General features: G+C 67.3%; 18 protein-coding genes. 5 read left to right on the top strand and 13 right to left on the bottom strand.

Annotation, left to right across the window (positions count from 1 at the left end; all coding sequences use genetic code 11):
- Positions 1–5: 5 nt before the first annotated feature.
- The gene (locus ACLKOY_RS02045; RefSeq protein WP_436452218.1) at positions 6–737 is read right to left on the bottom strand and encodes a zinc ribbon domain-containing protein; all 732 of its coding nucleotides are present in this window, start codon (positions 735–737) and stop codon (positions 6–8) included.
- A gap of 34 nt (positions 738–771) precedes the next feature.
- Positions 772–1,176: a YchJ family protein gene (locus tag ACLKOY_RS02040; protein ID WP_436452217.1), complete on the bottom strand. Its 405-nt coding sequence runs from the start codon at positions 1,174–1,176 to the stop codon at positions 772–774.
- 40 nt (positions 1,177–1,216) lie between these two features.
- On the opposite strand from ACLKOY_RS02040, the gene ACLKOY_RS02035 reads away from it, so the two are divergent.
- Positions 1,217–2,056, top strand: coding sequence for an aldo/keto reductase (locus ACLKOY_RS02035; protein ID WP_436452216.1), 840 nt, complete (start codon positions 1,217–1,219; stop codon positions 2,054–2,056).
- A 49-nt stretch (positions 2,057–2,105) separates the two neighbouring features.
- Positions 2,106–3,041 (top strand): methyltransferase family protein, encoded by a 936-nt coding sequence (locus tag ACLKOY_RS02030; protein ID WP_436452215.1) that lies wholly within the window; start codon positions 2,106–2,108, stop codon positions 3,039–3,041.
- Here ACLKOY_RS02030 and ACLKOY_RS02025 read toward each other — a convergent pair.
- Positions 3,013–3,849: a helix-turn-helix transcriptional regulator gene (locus tag ACLKOY_RS02025; RefSeq protein WP_436452214.1), complete on the bottom strand. Its 837-nt coding sequence runs from the start codon at positions 3,847–3,849 to the stop codon at positions 3,013–3,015. The two genes, ACLKOY_RS02030 and ACLKOY_RS02025, sit on opposite strands and share 29 nt — an antisense overlap.
- 100 nt (positions 3,850–3,949) lie before the next feature.
- Between ACLKOY_RS02025 and ACLKOY_RS02020 the strand changes: the two genes are divergently transcribed.
- Positions 3,950–4,714, top strand: coding sequence for an SDR family oxidoreductase (locus tag ACLKOY_RS02020; RefSeq protein ID WP_436452213.1), 765 nt, complete (start codon positions 3,950–3,952; stop codon positions 4,712–4,714).
- A 27-nt stretch (positions 4,715–4,741) separates the two neighbouring features.
- Here ACLKOY_RS02020 and ACLKOY_RS02015 read toward each other — a convergent pair whose 3' ends face one another.
- Positions 4,742–5,632: a TIGR01777 family oxidoreductase gene (locus ACLKOY_RS02015; RefSeq protein WP_436452212.1), complete on the bottom strand. Its 891-nt coding sequence runs from the start codon at positions 5,630–5,632 to the stop codon at positions 4,742–4,744.
- Between the two features lie 101 nt (positions 5,633–5,733).
- Between ACLKOY_RS02015 and ACLKOY_RS02010 the strand changes: the two genes are divergently transcribed.
- Positions 5,734–6,567 (top strand): zinc-ribbon domain-containing protein, encoded by an 834-nt coding sequence (locus tag ACLKOY_RS02010; RefSeq protein ID WP_436452211.1) that lies wholly within the window; start codon positions 5,734–5,736, stop codon positions 6,565–6,567.
- Positions 6,568–6,603: 36 nt separating this feature from the next.
- On the opposite strand, the gene ACLKOY_RS02005 is transcribed toward ACLKOY_RS02010, so the two are convergent.
- On the bottom strand, positions 6,604–6,981 hold the full coding sequence (locus ACLKOY_RS02005) for a hypothetical protein (RefSeq protein ID WP_436452210.1): 378 nt from the start codon (positions 6,979–6,981) through the stop codon (positions 6,604–6,606).
- 132 nt (positions 6,982–7,113) lie between these two features.
- Between ACLKOY_RS02005 and ACLKOY_RS02000 the strand changes: the two genes are divergently transcribed.
- Positions 7,114–8,202 carry an AAA family ATPase gene (locus ACLKOY_RS02000; protein ID WP_436452209.1) on the top strand — a complete coding sequence of 363 codons (1,089 nt, stop codon included), beginning with the start codon at positions 7,114–7,116 and terminating at the stop codon, positions 8,200–8,202.
- A gap of 34 nt (positions 8,203–8,236) precedes the next feature.
- Here ACLKOY_RS02000 and ACLKOY_RS01995 read toward each other — a convergent pair whose 3' ends face one another.
- The 8 genes from ACLKOY_RS01995 to ACLKOY_RS01960 form a co-directional block, all read right to left on the bottom strand.
- Positions 8,237–9,040 carry a sigma-70 family RNA polymerase sigma factor gene (locus tag ACLKOY_RS01995; RefSeq protein ID WP_436452208.1) on the bottom strand — a complete coding sequence of 268 codons (804 nt, stop codon included), beginning with the start codon at positions 9,038–9,040 and terminating at the stop codon, positions 8,237–8,239.
- 170 nt (positions 9,041–9,210) lie between these two features.
- Positions 9,211–9,525: an HU family DNA-binding protein gene (locus ACLKOY_RS01990; RefSeq protein WP_140037226.1), complete on the bottom strand. Its 315-nt coding sequence runs from the start codon at positions 9,523–9,525 to the stop codon at positions 9,211–9,213.
- A 240-nt stretch (positions 9,526–9,765) separates the two neighbouring features.
- Entirely contained in the window at positions 9,766–10,164 is a 399-nt protein-coding gene (locus ACLKOY_RS01985) for a flagellar assembly protein FliW (protein ID WP_363570220.1), read from the bottom strand.
- Positions 10,161–11,048: a flagellar hook-associated protein FlgL gene (flgL, locus tag ACLKOY_RS01980; RefSeq protein WP_436452207.1), complete on the bottom strand. Its 888-nt coding sequence runs from the start codon at positions 11,046–11,048 to the stop codon at positions 10,161–10,163. Before flgL ends, ACLKOY_RS01985 begins: the two co-directional genes overlap by 4 nt.
- A gap of 17 nt (positions 11,049–11,065) precedes the next feature.
- Positions 11,066–12,472: a flagellar hook-associated protein FlgK gene (flgK, locus tag ACLKOY_RS01975; protein WP_436452206.1), complete on the bottom strand. Its 1,407-nt coding sequence runs from the start codon at positions 12,470–12,472 to the stop codon at positions 11,066–11,068.
- 7 nt (positions 12,473–12,479) lie between these two features.
- The gene (gene flgN / locus ACLKOY_RS01970) at positions 12,480–12,962 is read right to left on the bottom strand and encodes a flagellar export chaperone FlgN (RefSeq protein ID WP_140037230.1); all 483 of its coding nucleotides are present in this window, start codon (positions 12,960–12,962) and stop codon (positions 12,480–12,482) included.
- A 121-nt stretch (positions 12,963–13,083) separates the two neighbouring features.
- Positions 13,084–13,332 carry a carbon storage regulator CsrA gene (gene csrA, locus ACLKOY_RS01965; protein WP_140037231.1) on the bottom strand — a complete coding sequence of 83 codons (249 nt, stop codon included), beginning with the start codon at positions 13,330–13,332 and terminating at the stop codon, positions 13,084–13,086.
- A gap of 89 nt (positions 13,333–13,421) precedes the next feature.
- Positions 13,422–15,488 (bottom strand): flagellar biosynthesis protein FlhA, encoded by a 2,067-nt coding sequence (locus ACLKOY_RS01960; protein WP_436452205.1) that lies wholly within the window; start codon positions 15,486–15,488, stop codon positions 13,422–13,424.
- Positions 15,489–15,530 lie beyond the last annotated feature (42 nt).

Genomic DNA, 15,530 nt, shown 5'->3' with positions numbered 1-15,530 from the left:
AGAGATCACAGCCCGGATTCCTCGGTGCGCACCAGGATGCAACCGCACTCGGGGCAGAAGACGACGAGGTCGTCGGGCGCGTTGCGGATGTCGTTGAGGTCGGTGCCCGGAAGCAGCATCCGGCAGCCTTCGCAAGTGCCACGGGTCAGCACAGCCGCGCCCGCGCTGTTCGCCGCGCGACGCGTGTAATCGGCCAGGAGCGGCGCAGGAACGGAGGCGGTCACGGCCTCGCGATCGCGCGTCAACTGGGCGAGGAGGTCGGTCGCCGCAGCGACGTCGGCCTTGGCCTGAGCGGTGAGCGCAGTGCCCTCGGAGGTCGTCGTCGCGAGCAGTGCCTGCTGTGCGGCGACCGCCGCTTCCGCGTCTTCGACACGGCCCATGAGATCGAGCTCGATGTCCTCGAGGTCGCTCTGACGCTTGGCGAGGCTCGCGATCTCGTGCTCGAGTGCCTGCGCCTCCTTCGAGTTCGTCGCGGTGGCGAGGCGGTCGGCGTCGCGGACCCGGCGCTGCTCGACGAGCTTGACGTCGGACTCGAGCCGCGTGAGCTCGGTGCGCACGTCGTCGCGCGTGCCGGTCAACGCAGTCAGCTCGCGGAGCTGATCCTGACGGATCGCGACGAGCTCGGTGATCCGGGCGGCCTGAGGCGGCTTGGTGCGTGCGCGCTCCGCCTGCGCGATGCGCCGGTCCAGGTCGGCGACGTCGAGCAGGATGCGCTGGTGTTCTGGGCTGGCGTTCACGCTCTCAAATCTAGTCGCTGCGCGGTCACGTCCATCACCCGACCTGTCCGTCGAGGTACAGCCACCTGCGGTCCTCGCGCACGAAGCGGCTCCGCTCGCGGAGCGAACCCCGCTCGGCGTCCTGCTGCCAGAAGGCCTCGAACTCGACCTCGCCGTCGCGATCGAAGGGGCCGCCGCCGGTGCGATCGAGGACCACGAGCCGTCGCCAGAGCACGTCGTCGTCGAGGTCGATCTCGGCGGGGCGGGTCGACGGATGCCAGGTCGCCAGGAGATACGCGGCGTCCTTGACCGAGAACGCCGTGAAGCGCGAGCGCATCAGCCGCTCGGCCGTGGGTGCGGGGGCCCCACCGAGCAGCGGGCCGCAGCATCCGACGAAGAGGTCTCCTGAGCCGCAGGGACACCGATCGGCATTATCGGGGACGCCGTCATCTGACGCCATCCTCTGCACCTCATTCATGGCTCCAGCGTACGCTGGCGCCATGACGGCTCTCCCCTTCTTCACGGCTCACAACGGCTTCACCCTTCCGGCTCTCGGACTCGGCACATACGCGCTGAACGGGGATGCGGGCGCTGACTCCGTCGCCTCCGCGATCGGCGCCGGCTACCGCCTGATCGATTCGGCATTCAACTACGAGAACGAGGGATCCGTGGGTCGCGGGGTGCGCGCATCCGACGTGGACACCTCGGAACTGATCGTCACGACCAAGCTGCCCGGCCGCCATCACCCACGCGCGAAGGCGCGGACGAGCATCGAAGAGAGCCGGTCGCGGCTCGGCGTCGAAGCGATCGACCTGCACCTCATCCACTGGCCCAACCCGCATCAGGACGAATACGTGCAGGCATGGGAGGCGCTGGTCGAGGCTCAGCAACGGGGGGTCGTGAGACAGATCGGCGTCTCGAACTTCCTCCCCGATCACCTCGAGCGCATCGAGCGCGAGACCGGTGTCCGCCCGGTCGTCAACCAGATCGAGGTGCACCCGTACTTCCCGCAGGACGAGCAGCTCGCCTATCACCGAGAGCACGGCATCCTCACCGAGGCGTGGAGTCCGCTCGGTCGCGCGAAGGAGCTGATAGAAGAGCGCGTGATCGGCGAGGTGGCGGCTGCGCACGACATCTCCCCCGCGCAGACCGTGCTCGCCTGGCACATCGCGCGGGAGACGGTCGCGATTCCGAAGGCCTCCTCGCTCGAGCACCAGGTATCGAATCTCGCCGCAGGAGGAGTCGTGCTGACCGCGGCCGAGGTCGAGGCGATCACGGCACTCGGACGCGCAGACGGGCGGCTCTTCGACGCGGATCCCGCATCGCACGAGGAGTCCTGAGGCGGCTCGCTGCGCGGGCGACCGCGGACGGCGCTCGTAGACTGAATGCATGCCGGTCATCGCAGGGATCCCGATCACACCGGTGACGGCTCGGCTGTATTTCGCTGTGCAGGCTCTGTCCGGAGCAGCCTGGTGGATCGCGGTGGCGCTGTCGGACGACGTGCGTCACCTCACTCTCGGAGACCTGCCCGCCGGACTCGTGGCAGCGTTCGACATCCCGCTCTTCGTGATCGGTTCGGCGATCATCGCAGCCGGTTCCCGATGGGCTCTGTGGGTCGCTGTTCCCTGGACGGCGATCGTGGCCGCCGGCATGGCCGTCTACGCCACGGCGACAGGTCTCGCCGGGTGGGGCGCCCTGGTCATGCTGATCGCTGCCGGAGCGAGCGTCGCGGCGGGAATCGTCCTGCTCTGCGGAAGGGCTCCGGTGGAATGGCTGATCACCGGCCCGCTCGCGTTCCGGCCTGCTGCGAAGCTCGGCACACGAGCGCTGCTCGCGCGCACCGGACTGCAGACCCTGTTCTTCTGGGGCACCTTCCTACTCGTCATCCCCATCGTGGTGTCGCTCGTCGAGGCCCGATGGTCGCTGCGCATCGAGGTTCCGCTCGTCGTCCATCTGGCGGGCGGGGTGCTGCTCGTCGTCGCGACCGCCCTCGGTATCTGGTCGGCCGTGTCGATGTCCGTCGAGGGTGAGGGCACCCCGCTCCCGTCGCAGATGGCGCGACGACTCGTGATCAGCGGCCCGTACCGGTATGTGCGCAACCCGATGGCTGTCGCGGGCATCGCACAGGGCATCAGCGTCGGCCTGATCCTGGGTTCCTGGCTCGTCGTCGCGTATTCGCTGTTCGGATCTCTGCTCTGGAACTCGGTCGTGCGGCCGCTCGAGGAGGCGGATCTGGAGTCGAGGTTCGGGTCCGAGTTCGTGGAGTACAGCAGCAGGGTGTCGTGCTGGGTGCCGGTCAGACCCGCTGTGTCCCGAGCACTCTGAGCAGTTCGAGCTTGCTCGCGGCGTCGCTGCCCGGCGCCGCTGTCAGCACGATGAGCGCCTGGGATTCGTCCTCGGTGAACAGCGCCTGGCAGTCGACCTCGATCGGGCCGACCTCCGGATGGATGAGGACCTTGTGGTCTTCGAAGCGCCGCCGCACCTCGTGCACGGCCCACAGCTCGGCGAACTCCGGGCTGCGGACGGTGAGCTCCCGCACGATCTCGCCGGCGCGTGAGCGCTCGCCGAGCGCGCCGTAGGCGGATCGGAGCGAAGCCACGAGCACGCTGCTGTGGCGAGGGTGATCCTGCTCCGGGTAGCGCCCGCGCTCGTCATGCGGGTGCGCGAACCAGCGGTAGATCCCGCTGCGCTCGATCCCCTCCAGGCCGCTCACGTCACCGAGCAGAGCCCGTGCGGCGTCGTTCTGGATCAGGACCTCGTCAAGCACCGAGACGACGAAGGCGGGTGTGTCATCGAGGCGGTCGAGAACACGGAGCATGCCCGGGTGCACGTAGTCGGTGAACACCGTGCGATCCGGGGCGCTGTGACCGCAGATGCGGTGCAGGTAGTCGCGTTCGTCGGGAGTCAATCGCAGCGCCCGCGCGAGCGAAGCGAGGATCTGCACGCTGGGCTGCGGACCCCGCTGCTGTTCGAGACGCGTGTAGTAGTCAGTCGACATGGCGGCGAGCTGTGCGACCTCCTCGCGGCGAAGACCAGGAGTGCGGCGGCGCGCTCCCGCACCGAGGCCGACGTCCGACGGCTGCAGCTGCTCCCTGCGTCGCACGAGGAACTCGGCCAGTGCTTCTCTATCCACCACTGCAGTATCTCGTGCTCGCCCTCACTCATCCAGGGACCGCGGATCCCTGGATGGACCATCTCTGGAGAGGGACTGCCGGAGGCCGAAGAGTGGACGCATGAACATCAGCGGAAACACCATCTTCATCCCCGGCTCCACGAGCGGCATCGGGCTCGCGCTCGCTCGGCGACTCAGCGAACGAGGCAACACCGTGATCGTCGGCGGGCGTCGTGTCGAACAGCTCGACGAGATCGCGGCGGCGAACCCGGGCATCGACACCGTCCAGATCGACACGACGGATGCCGACAGCATCCGCGAAGCAGCACAGAGCGTCCTGTCCGCGCATCCTTCGCTCAACGTCGTCATCGCGATGGCCGGCATCATGCGCCCCGAGGACTGGACGTCGCCCGAAGGGTTCCTCGAGACGGCCGAGGCGACGGTCACCACCAACCTGCTCGGCCCGATCCGGCTGATCGCGGCGTTCATCGAGCACTTACGCACCATGCCGGATGCCACGATCATGACCGTGTCGTCCGGTCTGGCCTTCGCCCCGCTGCGCGTCACCCCGTCGTACAACGCCACGAAGGCGGCCATCCACATGCTCAGCGAATCGCTGCGCCTGCAGCTCGCAGACACGAGCGTGAGCGTGCTCGAGCTCGAACCGCCCGCTGTGCGCACCTCCCTCATGCCGGGACAGGAGACCAGCGACTTCGCGATGCCCCTCGACGAGTTCGTCACCGAGGTCGTCGAACTGATCGAAGCTCAGCCGGATGCGACCGAGATCCAGGTCGAGAACGTGAAGTTCCTGCGCTACGGCGAGGCGCGGGGCGACTATGCGCAGGTGGTCGAGACGCTCAACCGCCGCGACCCGCACGCCCGCTGAGCAGTCGCGGTCGTCGACGCAGCGCGATCAGATCGCTGCGTCGACCGCTTGCTTTGCGGTCTTGTGGCTGAACTCGAAGCCGGATTCCTCGAGGGCCGTGGGTCGCACATCGGCGTCCGAGACGAGCAGCGAGTCGGCGGCCGCACGGCTCAGCGCGAGTCTCAGCGCCCAGGTCGGTGCGGGAATCCAGAACGGACGCCGCATCCTCTGGGCGAGTGCGCGACCGATGTCGTTCGCCGAGGCGCGAGTCGGGCCGGTGAAGTTCACGGGGCCCTCAAGGCGCTGGTCGATCACGTGTCGGATGCCGCGGACCTCGTCTTCCAGAGAGATCCACGGCCAGATCTGGGTGCCGGGCCCGATCGGACCGGCTACTCCGAATCGGGTGAGCTGGATCAGCGGTTTGAGCACACCCTGGCGGTGGATGATCGGGGCTGTGCGCAGCAGCGCCACTCTCGTCTGCTCCCCTGCCCGCAGTGCCTCCTGCTCCCAGCGCACGCAGAGCTGCGCGAGGAACGTGTCGCCGGCGAGCGACGCCTCGGTGAGGATCTCGCCGGGTGCCGAGCCGTAGTAGCCGACGGCGGACGCCGAGATCAGCGACGGAGCGTCGTCGCGCAGCGTGCGCACCGCTGTCGCGAGGGTGCGAGTGGTCGTCAGCCGGGACTCGACGAGTTCACGGCGGTAGCGCGGGGTCCAAGGCAGGCGGCCCACGCTCGCCCCGCCCAGAGCGACCACGGCGTCAGCCCCCGCCAGCACGTCGGGGTCGAGTTCGCGTTCACCCGGAGACCACTGCACCTCGGAGGCATCGCGGGGGGCGCGACGCACGAGGGTCGTCACCTCCACGCCGTCTGAGCGCAGGGACGACGCGAGGGCCGTGCCGATCAGACCCGATGCGCCACTGATCACGATCCGCTGCGGCATGATGACTCCCTCTGTCCGTCCACCGGACTCGTTCTTCTCCGCGAGTCTGTCACGTCCGACGCCCTCTGGCGATGTCCGCGGCGGCGTGTAGGTTGCCCGACGTGACCGAACCAGTGCAGTCGTGGTGGGCGAGACGCCAGTTCTCGCGAGGGCGAGATGTGCCCTACGAGGTCGGCACCTATCGTTCGCAATGGGCCGCCTACCCCGAGTTGATCCGTCAGTACCACCCGGAGCTCAACCACGGCATCGCACTCTCGCAGGTCCCGCTGGCGGCCGACGTGCTGCTGTGCTGGGAATGCCGGGTCGGTCACCGTTTCGCCGCCACTCCTTCGGAACAGCGGGAGCGACCGGGGCGGGTGCGTCGCCAGTCGGCATGGTGCCCCGAATGCTCGATGCTCGCCCGCCCTCAGCCCGTGCTGCTGGGAGAGGCCCGCGCGCTCCCGCGGCGCCCGAAACCGCAGCTCGCACTGTGCACCAAGACTCCCGATCTGCCGACCGGCGATGCCTTCTCGAGCGTGTGCGCTCCTGCGCCGGCATCCGCCGCCGAAGCCCGGCTCCGCGCCGCGCTCGCCTCTCGCATCGCCTTCACGCCGGGCGTCAACGCGGTCAAGGTCTCGCGACCGTTCTTCCGTCACACCGAGGTCTGGCCCGACATCCTGATTCCGGAGCTTCGTGTCGCGATCGAGTACGACACCGTCGGGCGTCACGGACTCGAGCACGTCGGCAAGAGACAGGAGACGGATCTGCGCAAGGATCGCGCCCTGCGCGCCGCCGGTTGGGAGGTGATCCGCATCCGCACAGGGCGGCTCGAATTGCTGGGCCCCCACGACCTGCAGATGCCATCGATCTCTGCCCGCGGTGTCGATCGCATCGTCGACGAGCTCCGTCAGATCCGCGGACCGATGATCGTCGACGCCTACCTGACGCCGGGCTGACGGCGCTGCAGCGTTCGTCGGCGACCGCGCTCGGCGTCAGCGCTCGGGGAGACCGTCGGCCCGCCTCACGACAGCATCCCACTCCGACTTCAGGAAGCTGGCGTCTCCGGCAGCGACGATCTGCGCGTTGTCATTGGGGCCGAGCTCGGGTCGCATGGTCAGTCCGCCGACCTCGAGGCTCGGGATGCTCTGCCTGATGCACTCGACGCTTCCGCGCACCAGCAGCTCAGCCGTCTGTTCCGGCGTCATCGCGGCCCCCATCACGGCGTCATCGTGAGCGACGAGCACCACCTGCCATGAGGGCTGTCGGTCGTCGGGATCCAGTGTGTACTGCACCAGCCCCTGCGGCGCGGCCTCGACCACGATGACGATCGAACCTGCGACCGGCTGTTCGTCTCCTGCGTACTCGCCCATGATGGATCCCCTGATCCGGGCGTCCCCACGCCCATTGTCCGCTCAGGGTACTGCGAAAAGTTTCTTCCTGAACGCCTTACGGCGATCGAATCCCAACCGATATATGAGTACGGGGAGCAAAGGAGAAGGATCTTGACCAGCACCTACATCGAGACGGGCGGACACGTCCGCGTGTACGACGCGGCCGTCCGCACGCATCACGAGTTCCCTCTCGGCACCTATCGGGTGCATTTCACCTCGAAAGAGGGATTCAGCCTGATCAAGATCGACGACCTCACCGTGGGCACCGAACGCGTCTACGGTGGCCGCGACAGGAAGGTCGACAAGATCTTCCGCTCCTATGCCCTCACCGATCGCAGCCTCGGTGTGATGCTCTCTGGCGACAAGGGAATCGGCAAGACGCTGTTCCTTCGCATGGTCGCCGAGGAAGCCCGCGAGCAGTGCCTGCCCGTGGTGATCGTCTCAGAGGACAACGACGGCATCGTCGAGTTCCTCGACACCCTCGACGAGTGCCTGATCATCTTCGACGAGTTCGAGAAGGTCTTCCCTGCGGGGCGCCGCGGCAGTGCGGAGGGAGGCAATCGGCAGAACCAGTTCCTGTCGCTGTTCGACGGCCTCTCGTCGGTGAAGCGCATCTACTGCCTGACCGTGAACGACATCAGCGATGTCAGCACCTACATCGTCAATCGCCCGGGGCGCTTCCACTACCACATGCGATTCGAGTACCCCGGTCCCGACGAGGTGCGGCAGTACCTGATCGACCAGGCCCCGCATGCCGACCCCGATGAGATCGAGAACGTCGCGCTGTTCTCCCGCCGGGCTCGTCTCAACTACGACCATCTCCGTGCCATCGCATTCGAGCTCGAGCAGCCGGACGCGCAGTTCGCAGATGTCGTGGAGGACCTCAACATCAAGGCGATCGAACCCAGCACCTATCGAATCGAGGCACGCTTCCCCGACGGCAAGGTCTGGTCCGACGAGGTCGAGATGAACCTCTTCGAGCGCGGCGACGTCGGTCGCACCTTCGAGCTGCGGCACGCGACGCGGTCGATCTTCGCGTCCTTCGTGCCCAAAGACCTGATCTTCGAACCGGACGGCAGCATCTTCGTGCCGATCCACAAGCTCGAGCTGCTCGACGACGAAGACGAGGAGCCCGAGGTCTACCCGACGACGGTCAACCTCATCCTGGTGGGTCAGGCGAACTACGGATTCACTCTCTGATCGAACCGGTCGGGACGTCTGGCAGCGGCGTTGATCAGACGCCGACGGCGTGCGACAGGATCGCGCGTGTGAACCGTTGGCCGCTGGCGGCGAGGCGCTCGAAATAGGCGTCCAGCGCAGACGCCGATGAGCGCGCGGCCGGCGCGGACTCGGTCGGCGGAGTGTCGGCGTAGTGTCGGTCGAGCGCATCGCGGAGCATGCGCACCGCTGCGGCTCGCTGCTGCGAGACGGCGGCGTGCGATACGCCCAGCTCGTCCGCGAGCTCCGTCACCGTGCGGTCGTCGAAGTAGATGGCTGTGATGATCGATCGCTTGCGCTCCGGAAGAGCAGCGACGGCCCGTCGCAGGAACTCATCGCGCTCCGATGCGATCGCGAGTTCTTCCGGCAGGTATCCGGTCCACACGATCTCCGGCGCGTCCGGCGCATCGAGACTGGTGAGCATACGCTCGGCGTCGGCCAGGCCCTCTCGTGCGACAGCGGTGTCGACGCCCATGGCCGCCGCGATCTCCCCCACGGTGGGCGTGCGTCCGAGCGCCGCCGACAGGGTCTGCCTGACCTTGACCGTCTGCTTGGCCCGCACACGAACATCTCGCGGTGCCCAGTCCATCGACCGCAGCTCGTCTTTCAGCGCCCAATTCACGCGCGCACGCGCGAACGCTCCGAAGGGCACTCCCAGGCTCGCATCGAACTTCTCAGCCGCACGGACCAGCGCCAACGCGCCGGCGGAGGCGAGGTCATCGCGGGAGACATGAGAGATGCGTGAAGACACGTACGCCGTCGCTGCGCCGACGATGTGCAGGTGATCGACCACGAGTTGGTCGCGCGCGTGCTCAGGCACCGGATTCGCCTCTTTCACTGTAAGTGCAAGCCCTCCCCAGCGACTCACAGCGTGGCCTCTCCCCAGCGACCGGAACTGCTTTCAACTACATGCTAGGGGCGAGATGGGCATGAAAGATCCCCGGAGGCCAAAACCCCCGGGGATTCTCGTTTACGTTCAGATAACGATGACTAGTCGTTCACCTTGACGCGACGGTTCACCTCTCGAGTCGCAGAGAACTTCAGCACCGTGTAGTCGTTGACCTCGGCGTCTCCGTCGTCCTTCGCGAACTGCACACGATGCCCCTTGTGCGTCTGCGGATAGAACTTGCCGAAATTGGTGAGCGTGACCGTGTTGCCCTTGCCGACGAGGTCGAGGAGCTCGTCGATCATCGCCGTATACGCGGTCTGTGCCGCCTGAACCGAGATGCCGCCGCGTCGTGCGAACCTCTGCACGAACTCCCGCTTGCTGACCCGATTCGTCTCGAGCGTCCTTGATGTGCTCATGTTGTCTTCCGTCCCATGGAATGTCGCTCGTCACCGAGCGCCGTGCGCTGTACCCCTACCAACCGCATCCGTGACGTGCCCCAGGCCCCGATCTCCTGCGACGACGCCGGGATCCCGCCAGTACCCCAGCCTGTGCCTTCAGAGGATAGCCGCTCTTCCTTGGTATATGCGGTGAATTCCAGAATCCTCTGCTTGTCGAGAATTCACCCCGTCGGAAGAGCCGTCGAACGCGACGCCCGCTCAGCCGCCCAGGAGAGCGCGAATCGGGTATCGCTGGTCCTCGAGGATCGCCTGCACCGCACGGCCGGACTCGGCGTGGATGAGGATCGGAGCGCGCAGGTTGATGTAGACGCCGTCTGCCGAAGGGTTCGCCACGACGAACACGCGGATGTCGGAATCGTCCGCGGCATCGATCTGCCCTCGCACTTCGGCCGGGATCGTCGGCTCGTAGCCGTAGTCGCCGGAGGCCGGATCGAGGAGGAACAGCCGCACATCCGCATCCGTCGCGCGCAGTGCGTGCAGCCCTTCCGCTCCGTCGATCTGCTCGAGAGTGAACGCGGTGTGCGGGCTGAGCCCTGGCATCGGCGAAGCGAACTCGACGTCCAGCGCCGCAGTCCTCTGGTCGGTGGACGCACTCATCGCAGGAACTCCATCAGATTGGTCTGCAGCGATCGAGCGGTCACCTGCAGGGCGGACTGGAACACGAGCTCGGCCGACTGCAGCCGCACGAGCACCTCGAGGCTGTCGACGTTCTCGACCTCGGTGCGGCGGGCTTCGAGGTCGATCGACGCCGAGAGGTTCTGCGCCGAGGCCCGCTCGATCTGCACCTGACGCGCTCCTGTCGAGCCTCGAGCCGCGTTGACATCCTTCAGGCGCGCATCGATGTCGCCGAGCCGCGAGCCGACCTCGACACCGTTGCGCAGATCTGCCGCGATGTCGTTCAGCAGGGCGAACGCGCTGCCTGCGCCCTCGCCGAACGCCTGCGAGCCGTCGAAATCGACGCGCACAGTCTCGTTGTCGCTGATGCGGCGGTGCACTCCGGCCCCCGCCCCGCCGTTGAAGGTGAACGTGGCGGGATCGAACGCGGATCCCGCGTCGCTCGTGCCTGCGAAGACGCTGCGGCCGAGCACCCTCGTGTTGGCCTTGGCGAGCAGCTCCGCGCTGATCGACTCGAGCTCCTGCGCGATCGATTCGCGCGCCGTCGGGCTGAGCGCCCCGGAGTTGGCGCCCTGAGCCGTGAGATCCCGTGCGCGATTGAGCAGGTCGGCACTGGCCCCGAGAGCGGTGTCGACGGTTGTCACCCACGCCATGCCGTCGCTAAGGTTGCGTGCGAACTGGGCGACGCGCGCCTGGTCGCCGTGCACGCCGAGCGCAGTGGCCGCGGCAGCAGGGTCTTCGCTCGGCGAGCGGAAGGCGCGCTGCGAAGCCGCCTGATTCTGCAGGCGTTCGCGGTCTGCGAGGTTGCTCTGCAGCGTCCGCAGCGACTGCTGCGTCATGGTGCTGCTGGTGATACGACCGATCATGTTCACTCTCCCCAGAGTCAGCGGCCGACGAGGCCGGTGCGGTTGATCAACAGGTCCAGGGCCTCATCGACAGCGGTCAGCACACGAGCCGCTGCCTGATATGCGGTCTGGTAGGTCAGGAGGTTGATCGTCTCCTCATCGCCGTCGACCGACGAGTTCGACTGCTGGGCGGTGACCGCCGCGACAGCTCCCATGTCGGCGATGTCGGCGCGCTGCAGGTCGCCTGCGACGGATACCGCGAACCCCGTGACGAAGGTCGACCAGGTCTTGGTGGGCCCCGTCGCCGATGAGCTGAGCGCGCTGATGCGGTCGGCGATCGTGGTGTCCTTGGCGCCGGCTCCCGGCGCAGCCAGGGCCAGCTGGTCGAGACCGGTCGGAACCACGCTGAGGCCGAGAGCGGCCGGACCGGCACCGTTGAGCGCGAAGAAGTCTCCCCCGGCAGCCCCAGAAGGGGTGACACCGGTGCGGTGCACGTCGTTCACGGCGGTCGCGAGTGCGGTCGCCGTCTCGTTGTAGGCCGCCGCGACGCCCGCGAGCGTGCCACCGTCGGATGCGGGGGCCAGCGCGCTGATCGTGCCGCCGACGATGCCGCCCGTGATCGGCACCGCCAGCTCCGGTCGATCGGCCCACGCGACGGTGATCCGACCGGCGTCGGCGATGTCACGCGGCCCGCTCGCGACGAGCGCTCGGCTGCTGTCGCCCGAGACGAGCGCGTTGCCGTCGATGCGAAGAGTGAGCGTTCCGTCCGCCTCGACGTTGCCCTTGGCACCGACCGCGGTCGAGAGCTGCTGGGCGAGGACGTTGCGCTGGTCGATCAGCTCGTTGGCGTTGCGGCCGGACTGCAGCGCGTCCCTGATCTGACCGTTGAGTGAGGCCACCTGACCTGCGACGGCATTGACGTCGGCGAGCTGACTGTCGACCTGTCCACGCATGTCGCTCCACTGCCCGGCGATCGTCTGATAGCCCGCGGCGATCTGACCGATGAGCACGTTCGCGTTCGTGAGCACGACCTGCGCCGCCGCCGGGTCCGGCGTGTTGGCGAGGTCGGACCAGCCGGCCCAGAAGCGATCGAGGTTCGCCGCGAGCCCGTCCTTGGTCGGTTCGGCCATCACGCCTTCGGCGCTGCTCGCGGCCGTCGCGCGGGCGCTCCAGAAGCCCGACGTCGACAGCGCATCTCGCACGCGAGCGTCGAGGATGTCGTCGCCCAGCCGCGCGATGCCGGTCACGCCGACGCCGCCGCCGATGCCGAGTCCCGACGGCCAGAGTCCCGTCTGCCCCGGCGCCGAGAACGAGGTCTGCTCCACACGCTGGCGTGTGTAGCCGGGGGTGGCCTGATTGGCGATGTTCTGACCGGTCACGGTCATCCCCGCGCGTGCCGCGGAGAGCGCGGATTCGGCGAGGCGGAGTCCTGCGAATGAAGACATGTCTACTTCACACCCTTGTGTCGAGGAGTCGGGCATCGCCGCCGCGGACGACATCGCCATGCGTGTCGTACTCGCCGGTCGGAACGCCGAGACCTGCGATCGTCTCCTGAGTCACACGGATCGCCGTGCGCAGACGCTGCTCGTTGACCTTCTTCATATCGCCGATCTCGTCGGCGAGAGTCGTCATGGCGTCCAGGTGGCCCGAGAGGATCTCGCGCCAGGCATCGGTCGGCGCGGCCTCGATCAGATCACGCAGCGTCGTCGCCTCCGGCACGCCCCATTCGTCGGCCACCGCGATGACCAGCGTGTCACGCGAGAGGGCGACGGTCGGCATGGCCGCGAGAACCCGCTCGATCTCGTTCGCCGCATGGTGGATCCAACGGTTGCGTCCGGTCGCGAGCAGCATCTGCTGCTCGTCGAGCTTGAAGAGCAGCACCTCGAGAAGGTCGCGCTCTCGCATCAGTTGCATGCTCAGGTCGTGAGCGGCCACGATTGGTCACCTCGTCATGTCGCGGTTTCCGTGACGGGATCGCCCGTCACATCCACGACTATCGCGACAAGGAGCGGGCCAGTAACTCGGAGTGCGGAGAGATGACGCTCCGGGCGCCGGTTCAGGGGGCGGGGGTCGTTCGCCCCAAGGCGCTGAGGAGAGCCGATTCCGCGGACTCGTCGGAAGACGTCTGGACGGCTTCCTGGTTCGCATCGCTGACCGCGAGGACGATCTCGGCGCGATTGATGCGCTTGTCCCGAGGAGCATCGATGCCGACGCGGACGCCGCTGGGCGTCACCGCGAGAATGGTGACGGTGATGTCGTCACCTATCACGATGCTCTCGTTGGCGCGTCTCGTGAGTACCAGCATGCGTCGTCTGCCTTCCATGGCGTGAGCGCCGTTGCGCCCTCTGCTCACAAACGTATCGCACTCAGCTCATAAATGAGCAGATTCCGGCGCTAGACCGCCGCGCTCGGCAGAGCCGACTGCGTCATGCGCACCACCCCCACCACATCGGTCGCGAGTCCGCCTGCCGCCGCCTCGTCGTACGACAGCACGGGGAGGCCGCTGACCTGCGACGACACCATCCGACGCACAGCCTGACGCAGAGACGGAGCGCACACGAGCACCGGTTCCGGACCCACCTGGTCGAGCTCGGCGACGGTGCGCCGCACGTTCTCGAGCACCTGCATGGTCGACTCCGGCGTCAGCACGATCTGCGGATGACCGTCGACGACGCGCATCCCCTCGAGCATCTGCTGTTCGAGCATCGGCTCGAACATGACGACCCGGATCCGCCCGTTCTCGGCGAAGCGCGCGGCGATCGCCGGTCCGAGTGCCGCCCTCGCCGCGTCGATCAGCCCCGCGGTCTCGGTGGAGGCCTTGCCTCGAAGGGCGAGCGCCTCGTAGATGCGGGCGAGATCGTTGATCGGCACCCGCTCGGCGAGAAGCCCCGCCAGGACGCGCTGGATCGCAGCGAGCGACAGCACGGCCGGGGTGAGCTCCTCGACCGTCGCCGGGCTGGACTGCTTCAGGTGCTCGGTCAGTTGGCGCACATCCTCGAGAGAGAGCAGCCGATCGGCCTGACTCTGCACGATGTCCGAGAGGTGGGTGATGATCACGCTGGCCCGATCGATCACCGTCGCACCCGCCATGTCGGCAGCGTGCGACATCTCGGAGGGAACCCACTTGCCCTCGAGGCCGAACACGGGGTCGACCACGGCCGTGCCGGGAAGCTGCTCGAGGCCCGTGCCGATCGCGAGCACGTGTCCGCGCGGCACCGAGCCGCGGCCGGCCTCGACCCCGGCGATCAGGATCGAGTAGGTCTGTGCCGGCAGATCGATGTTGTCACGCGTGCGCACGGGCGGCATCAGGATGCCGATGTCGAGAGCGAGTTTGCGACGAAGGGACTTCACCCGGGTGAGCAGATCCCCTGCTCCGCCCGACGCCAGGTCGACGATGTCCGGAGACAGCGAGATCTCCAGGGCATGCACGCGCATCCTGTCCATGAGCTCTTCCGGCCCCTCGACCCCGGCCTCGTCGGCCTCCTGCTGCAGCGCATCGGCCTCGAGTGCGGCATCGCGGTCCTCGTTCGCCTTGACGCGAGACGCTGCGAACATCAGCACAGCCCCGATCGCCAGGAAGATCACCAGAGGCATCCCGGGGATGAACCCCATGGCGATGGCCGCGAGGCCGGTGATCACGAGGGCGTTGCGCGACTGCATGAGCTGGCGACCGGCAGCCTGACCCATCTCGGACTCGGCGTTCTCGCGAGTCACGATCATGCCGGTCGACACGGCCATCAGCAGCGCGGGGATCTGGGTGACCAGACCGTCGCCGATCGTCAGGATGCTGTAGGTCTCGAGCGCGTCGCCGACCTCCATGCCGTGCTGCACCATGCCGATGATGATGCCGCCGACGAAGTTGATGACGACGATCACGATTCCCGCGATCGCGTCACCCTTGACGAACTTCGACGCACCGTCCATCGCGCCGTAGAAGTCGGCCTCCGCAGCCACCTCGGCGCGTCGCTTGCGCGCCTCGGCGTCGGTGATCAGCCCGGCGTTCAGATCGGCGTCGATCGCCATCTGCTTGCCAGGCATGGCATCGAGGGTGAATCGGGCTCCGACCTCAGCGACACGCTCTGCACCCTTGGTGACGACGACGAACTGGATGACGGTGAGGATGAGGAAGATCACCGCGCCGATCACGAGAGACCCGCTGATCGTGATCTGCCCGAACGCCTGGATCACCTGGCCCGCATGCGCCTCACTGAGCACGAGCCGCGTGGACGCGACGTTCAGACCGAGCCGGAAGAGCGTCGCGACGAGCAGCAGGCTGGGGAAGACCGAGAAGTCGAGCGGCTTCTTGATGAACATCGCGGTGAGAAGGATCAGCAGCGCGAACGAGATGTTCAGCACGATGAGGACGTCGAGGAGTCCGGTCGGGATGGGCACGATGAGCAGGAGGATGATGCCCACCACCCCGACGGGCACCGTCGCCTTGGACAGCAGCTGACCGATCATGCGTCTCGCCTTCTCATGCTCTCTACTCGTTCTGATCGCGAC

The organism is Microbacterium sp. K2 (assembly GCF_051365005.1).
GTDB lineage: Bacteria > Actinomycetota > Actinomycetes > Actinomycetales > Microbacteriaceae > Microbacterium > Microbacterium foliorum_B.
Note: the sequence above shows the minus strand (reverse complement) of the source record. Positions and strands in the feature narration are given on the sequence as shown.

What these genes read in the sequence shown, in the direction of transcription:
- ACLKOY_RS02020 (WP_436452213.1), top strand. Translation starts at nt 3,950, where the DNA reads ATGAACATCAGCGGAAACACCATCTTCATCCCCGGCTCCACGAGCGGC.
- flgL (WP_436452207.1), bottom strand. Translation starts at nt 11,048, where the DNA reads ATGATCGGTCGTATCACCAGCAGCACCATGACGCAGCAGTCGCTGCGG.
- csrA (WP_140037231.1), bottom strand. Translation starts at nt 13,332, where the DNA reads ATGCTGGTACTCACGAGACGCGCCAACGAGAGCATCGTGATAGGTGAC.
- ACLKOY_RS02005 (WP_436452210.1), bottom strand. Translation starts at nt 6,981, where the DNA reads ATGGGCGAGTACGCAGGAGACGAACAGCCGGTCGCAGGTTCGATCGTC.
- ACLKOY_RS01960 (WP_436452205.1), bottom strand. Translation starts at nt 15,488, where the DNA reads ATGATCGGTCAGCTGCTGTCCAAGGCGACGGTGCCCGTCGGGGTGGTG.
- ACLKOY_RS02035 (WP_436452216.1), top strand. Translation starts at nt 1,217, where the DNA reads ATGACGGCTCTCCCCTTCTTCACGGCTCACAACGGCTTCACCCTTCCG.
- ACLKOY_RS02030 (WP_436452215.1), top strand. Translation starts at nt 2,106, where the DNA reads ATGCCGGTCATCGCAGGGATCCCGATCACACCGGTGACGGCTCGGCTG.
- ACLKOY_RS01985 (WP_363570220.1), bottom strand. Translation starts at nt 10,164, where the DNA reads ATGAGTGCGTCCACCGACCAGAGGACTGCGGCGCTGGACGTCGAGTTC.
- ACLKOY_RS02015 (WP_436452212.1), bottom strand. Translation starts at nt 5,632, where the DNA reads ATGCCGCAGCGGATCGTGATCAGTGGCGCATCGGGTCTGATCGGCACG.
- ACLKOY_RS02040 (WP_436452217.1), bottom strand. Translation starts at nt 1,176, where the DNA reads ATGGCGTCAGATGACGGCGTCCCCGATAATGCCGATCGGTGTCCCTGC.
- flgK (WP_436452206.1), bottom strand. Translation starts at nt 12,472, where the DNA reads ATGTCTTCATTCGCAGGACTCCGCCTCGCCGAATCCGCGCTCTCCGCG.
- ACLKOY_RS01990 (WP_140037226.1), bottom strand. Translation starts at nt 9,525, where the DNA reads ATGAGCACATCAAGGACGCTCGAGACGAATCGGGTCAGCAAGCGGGAG.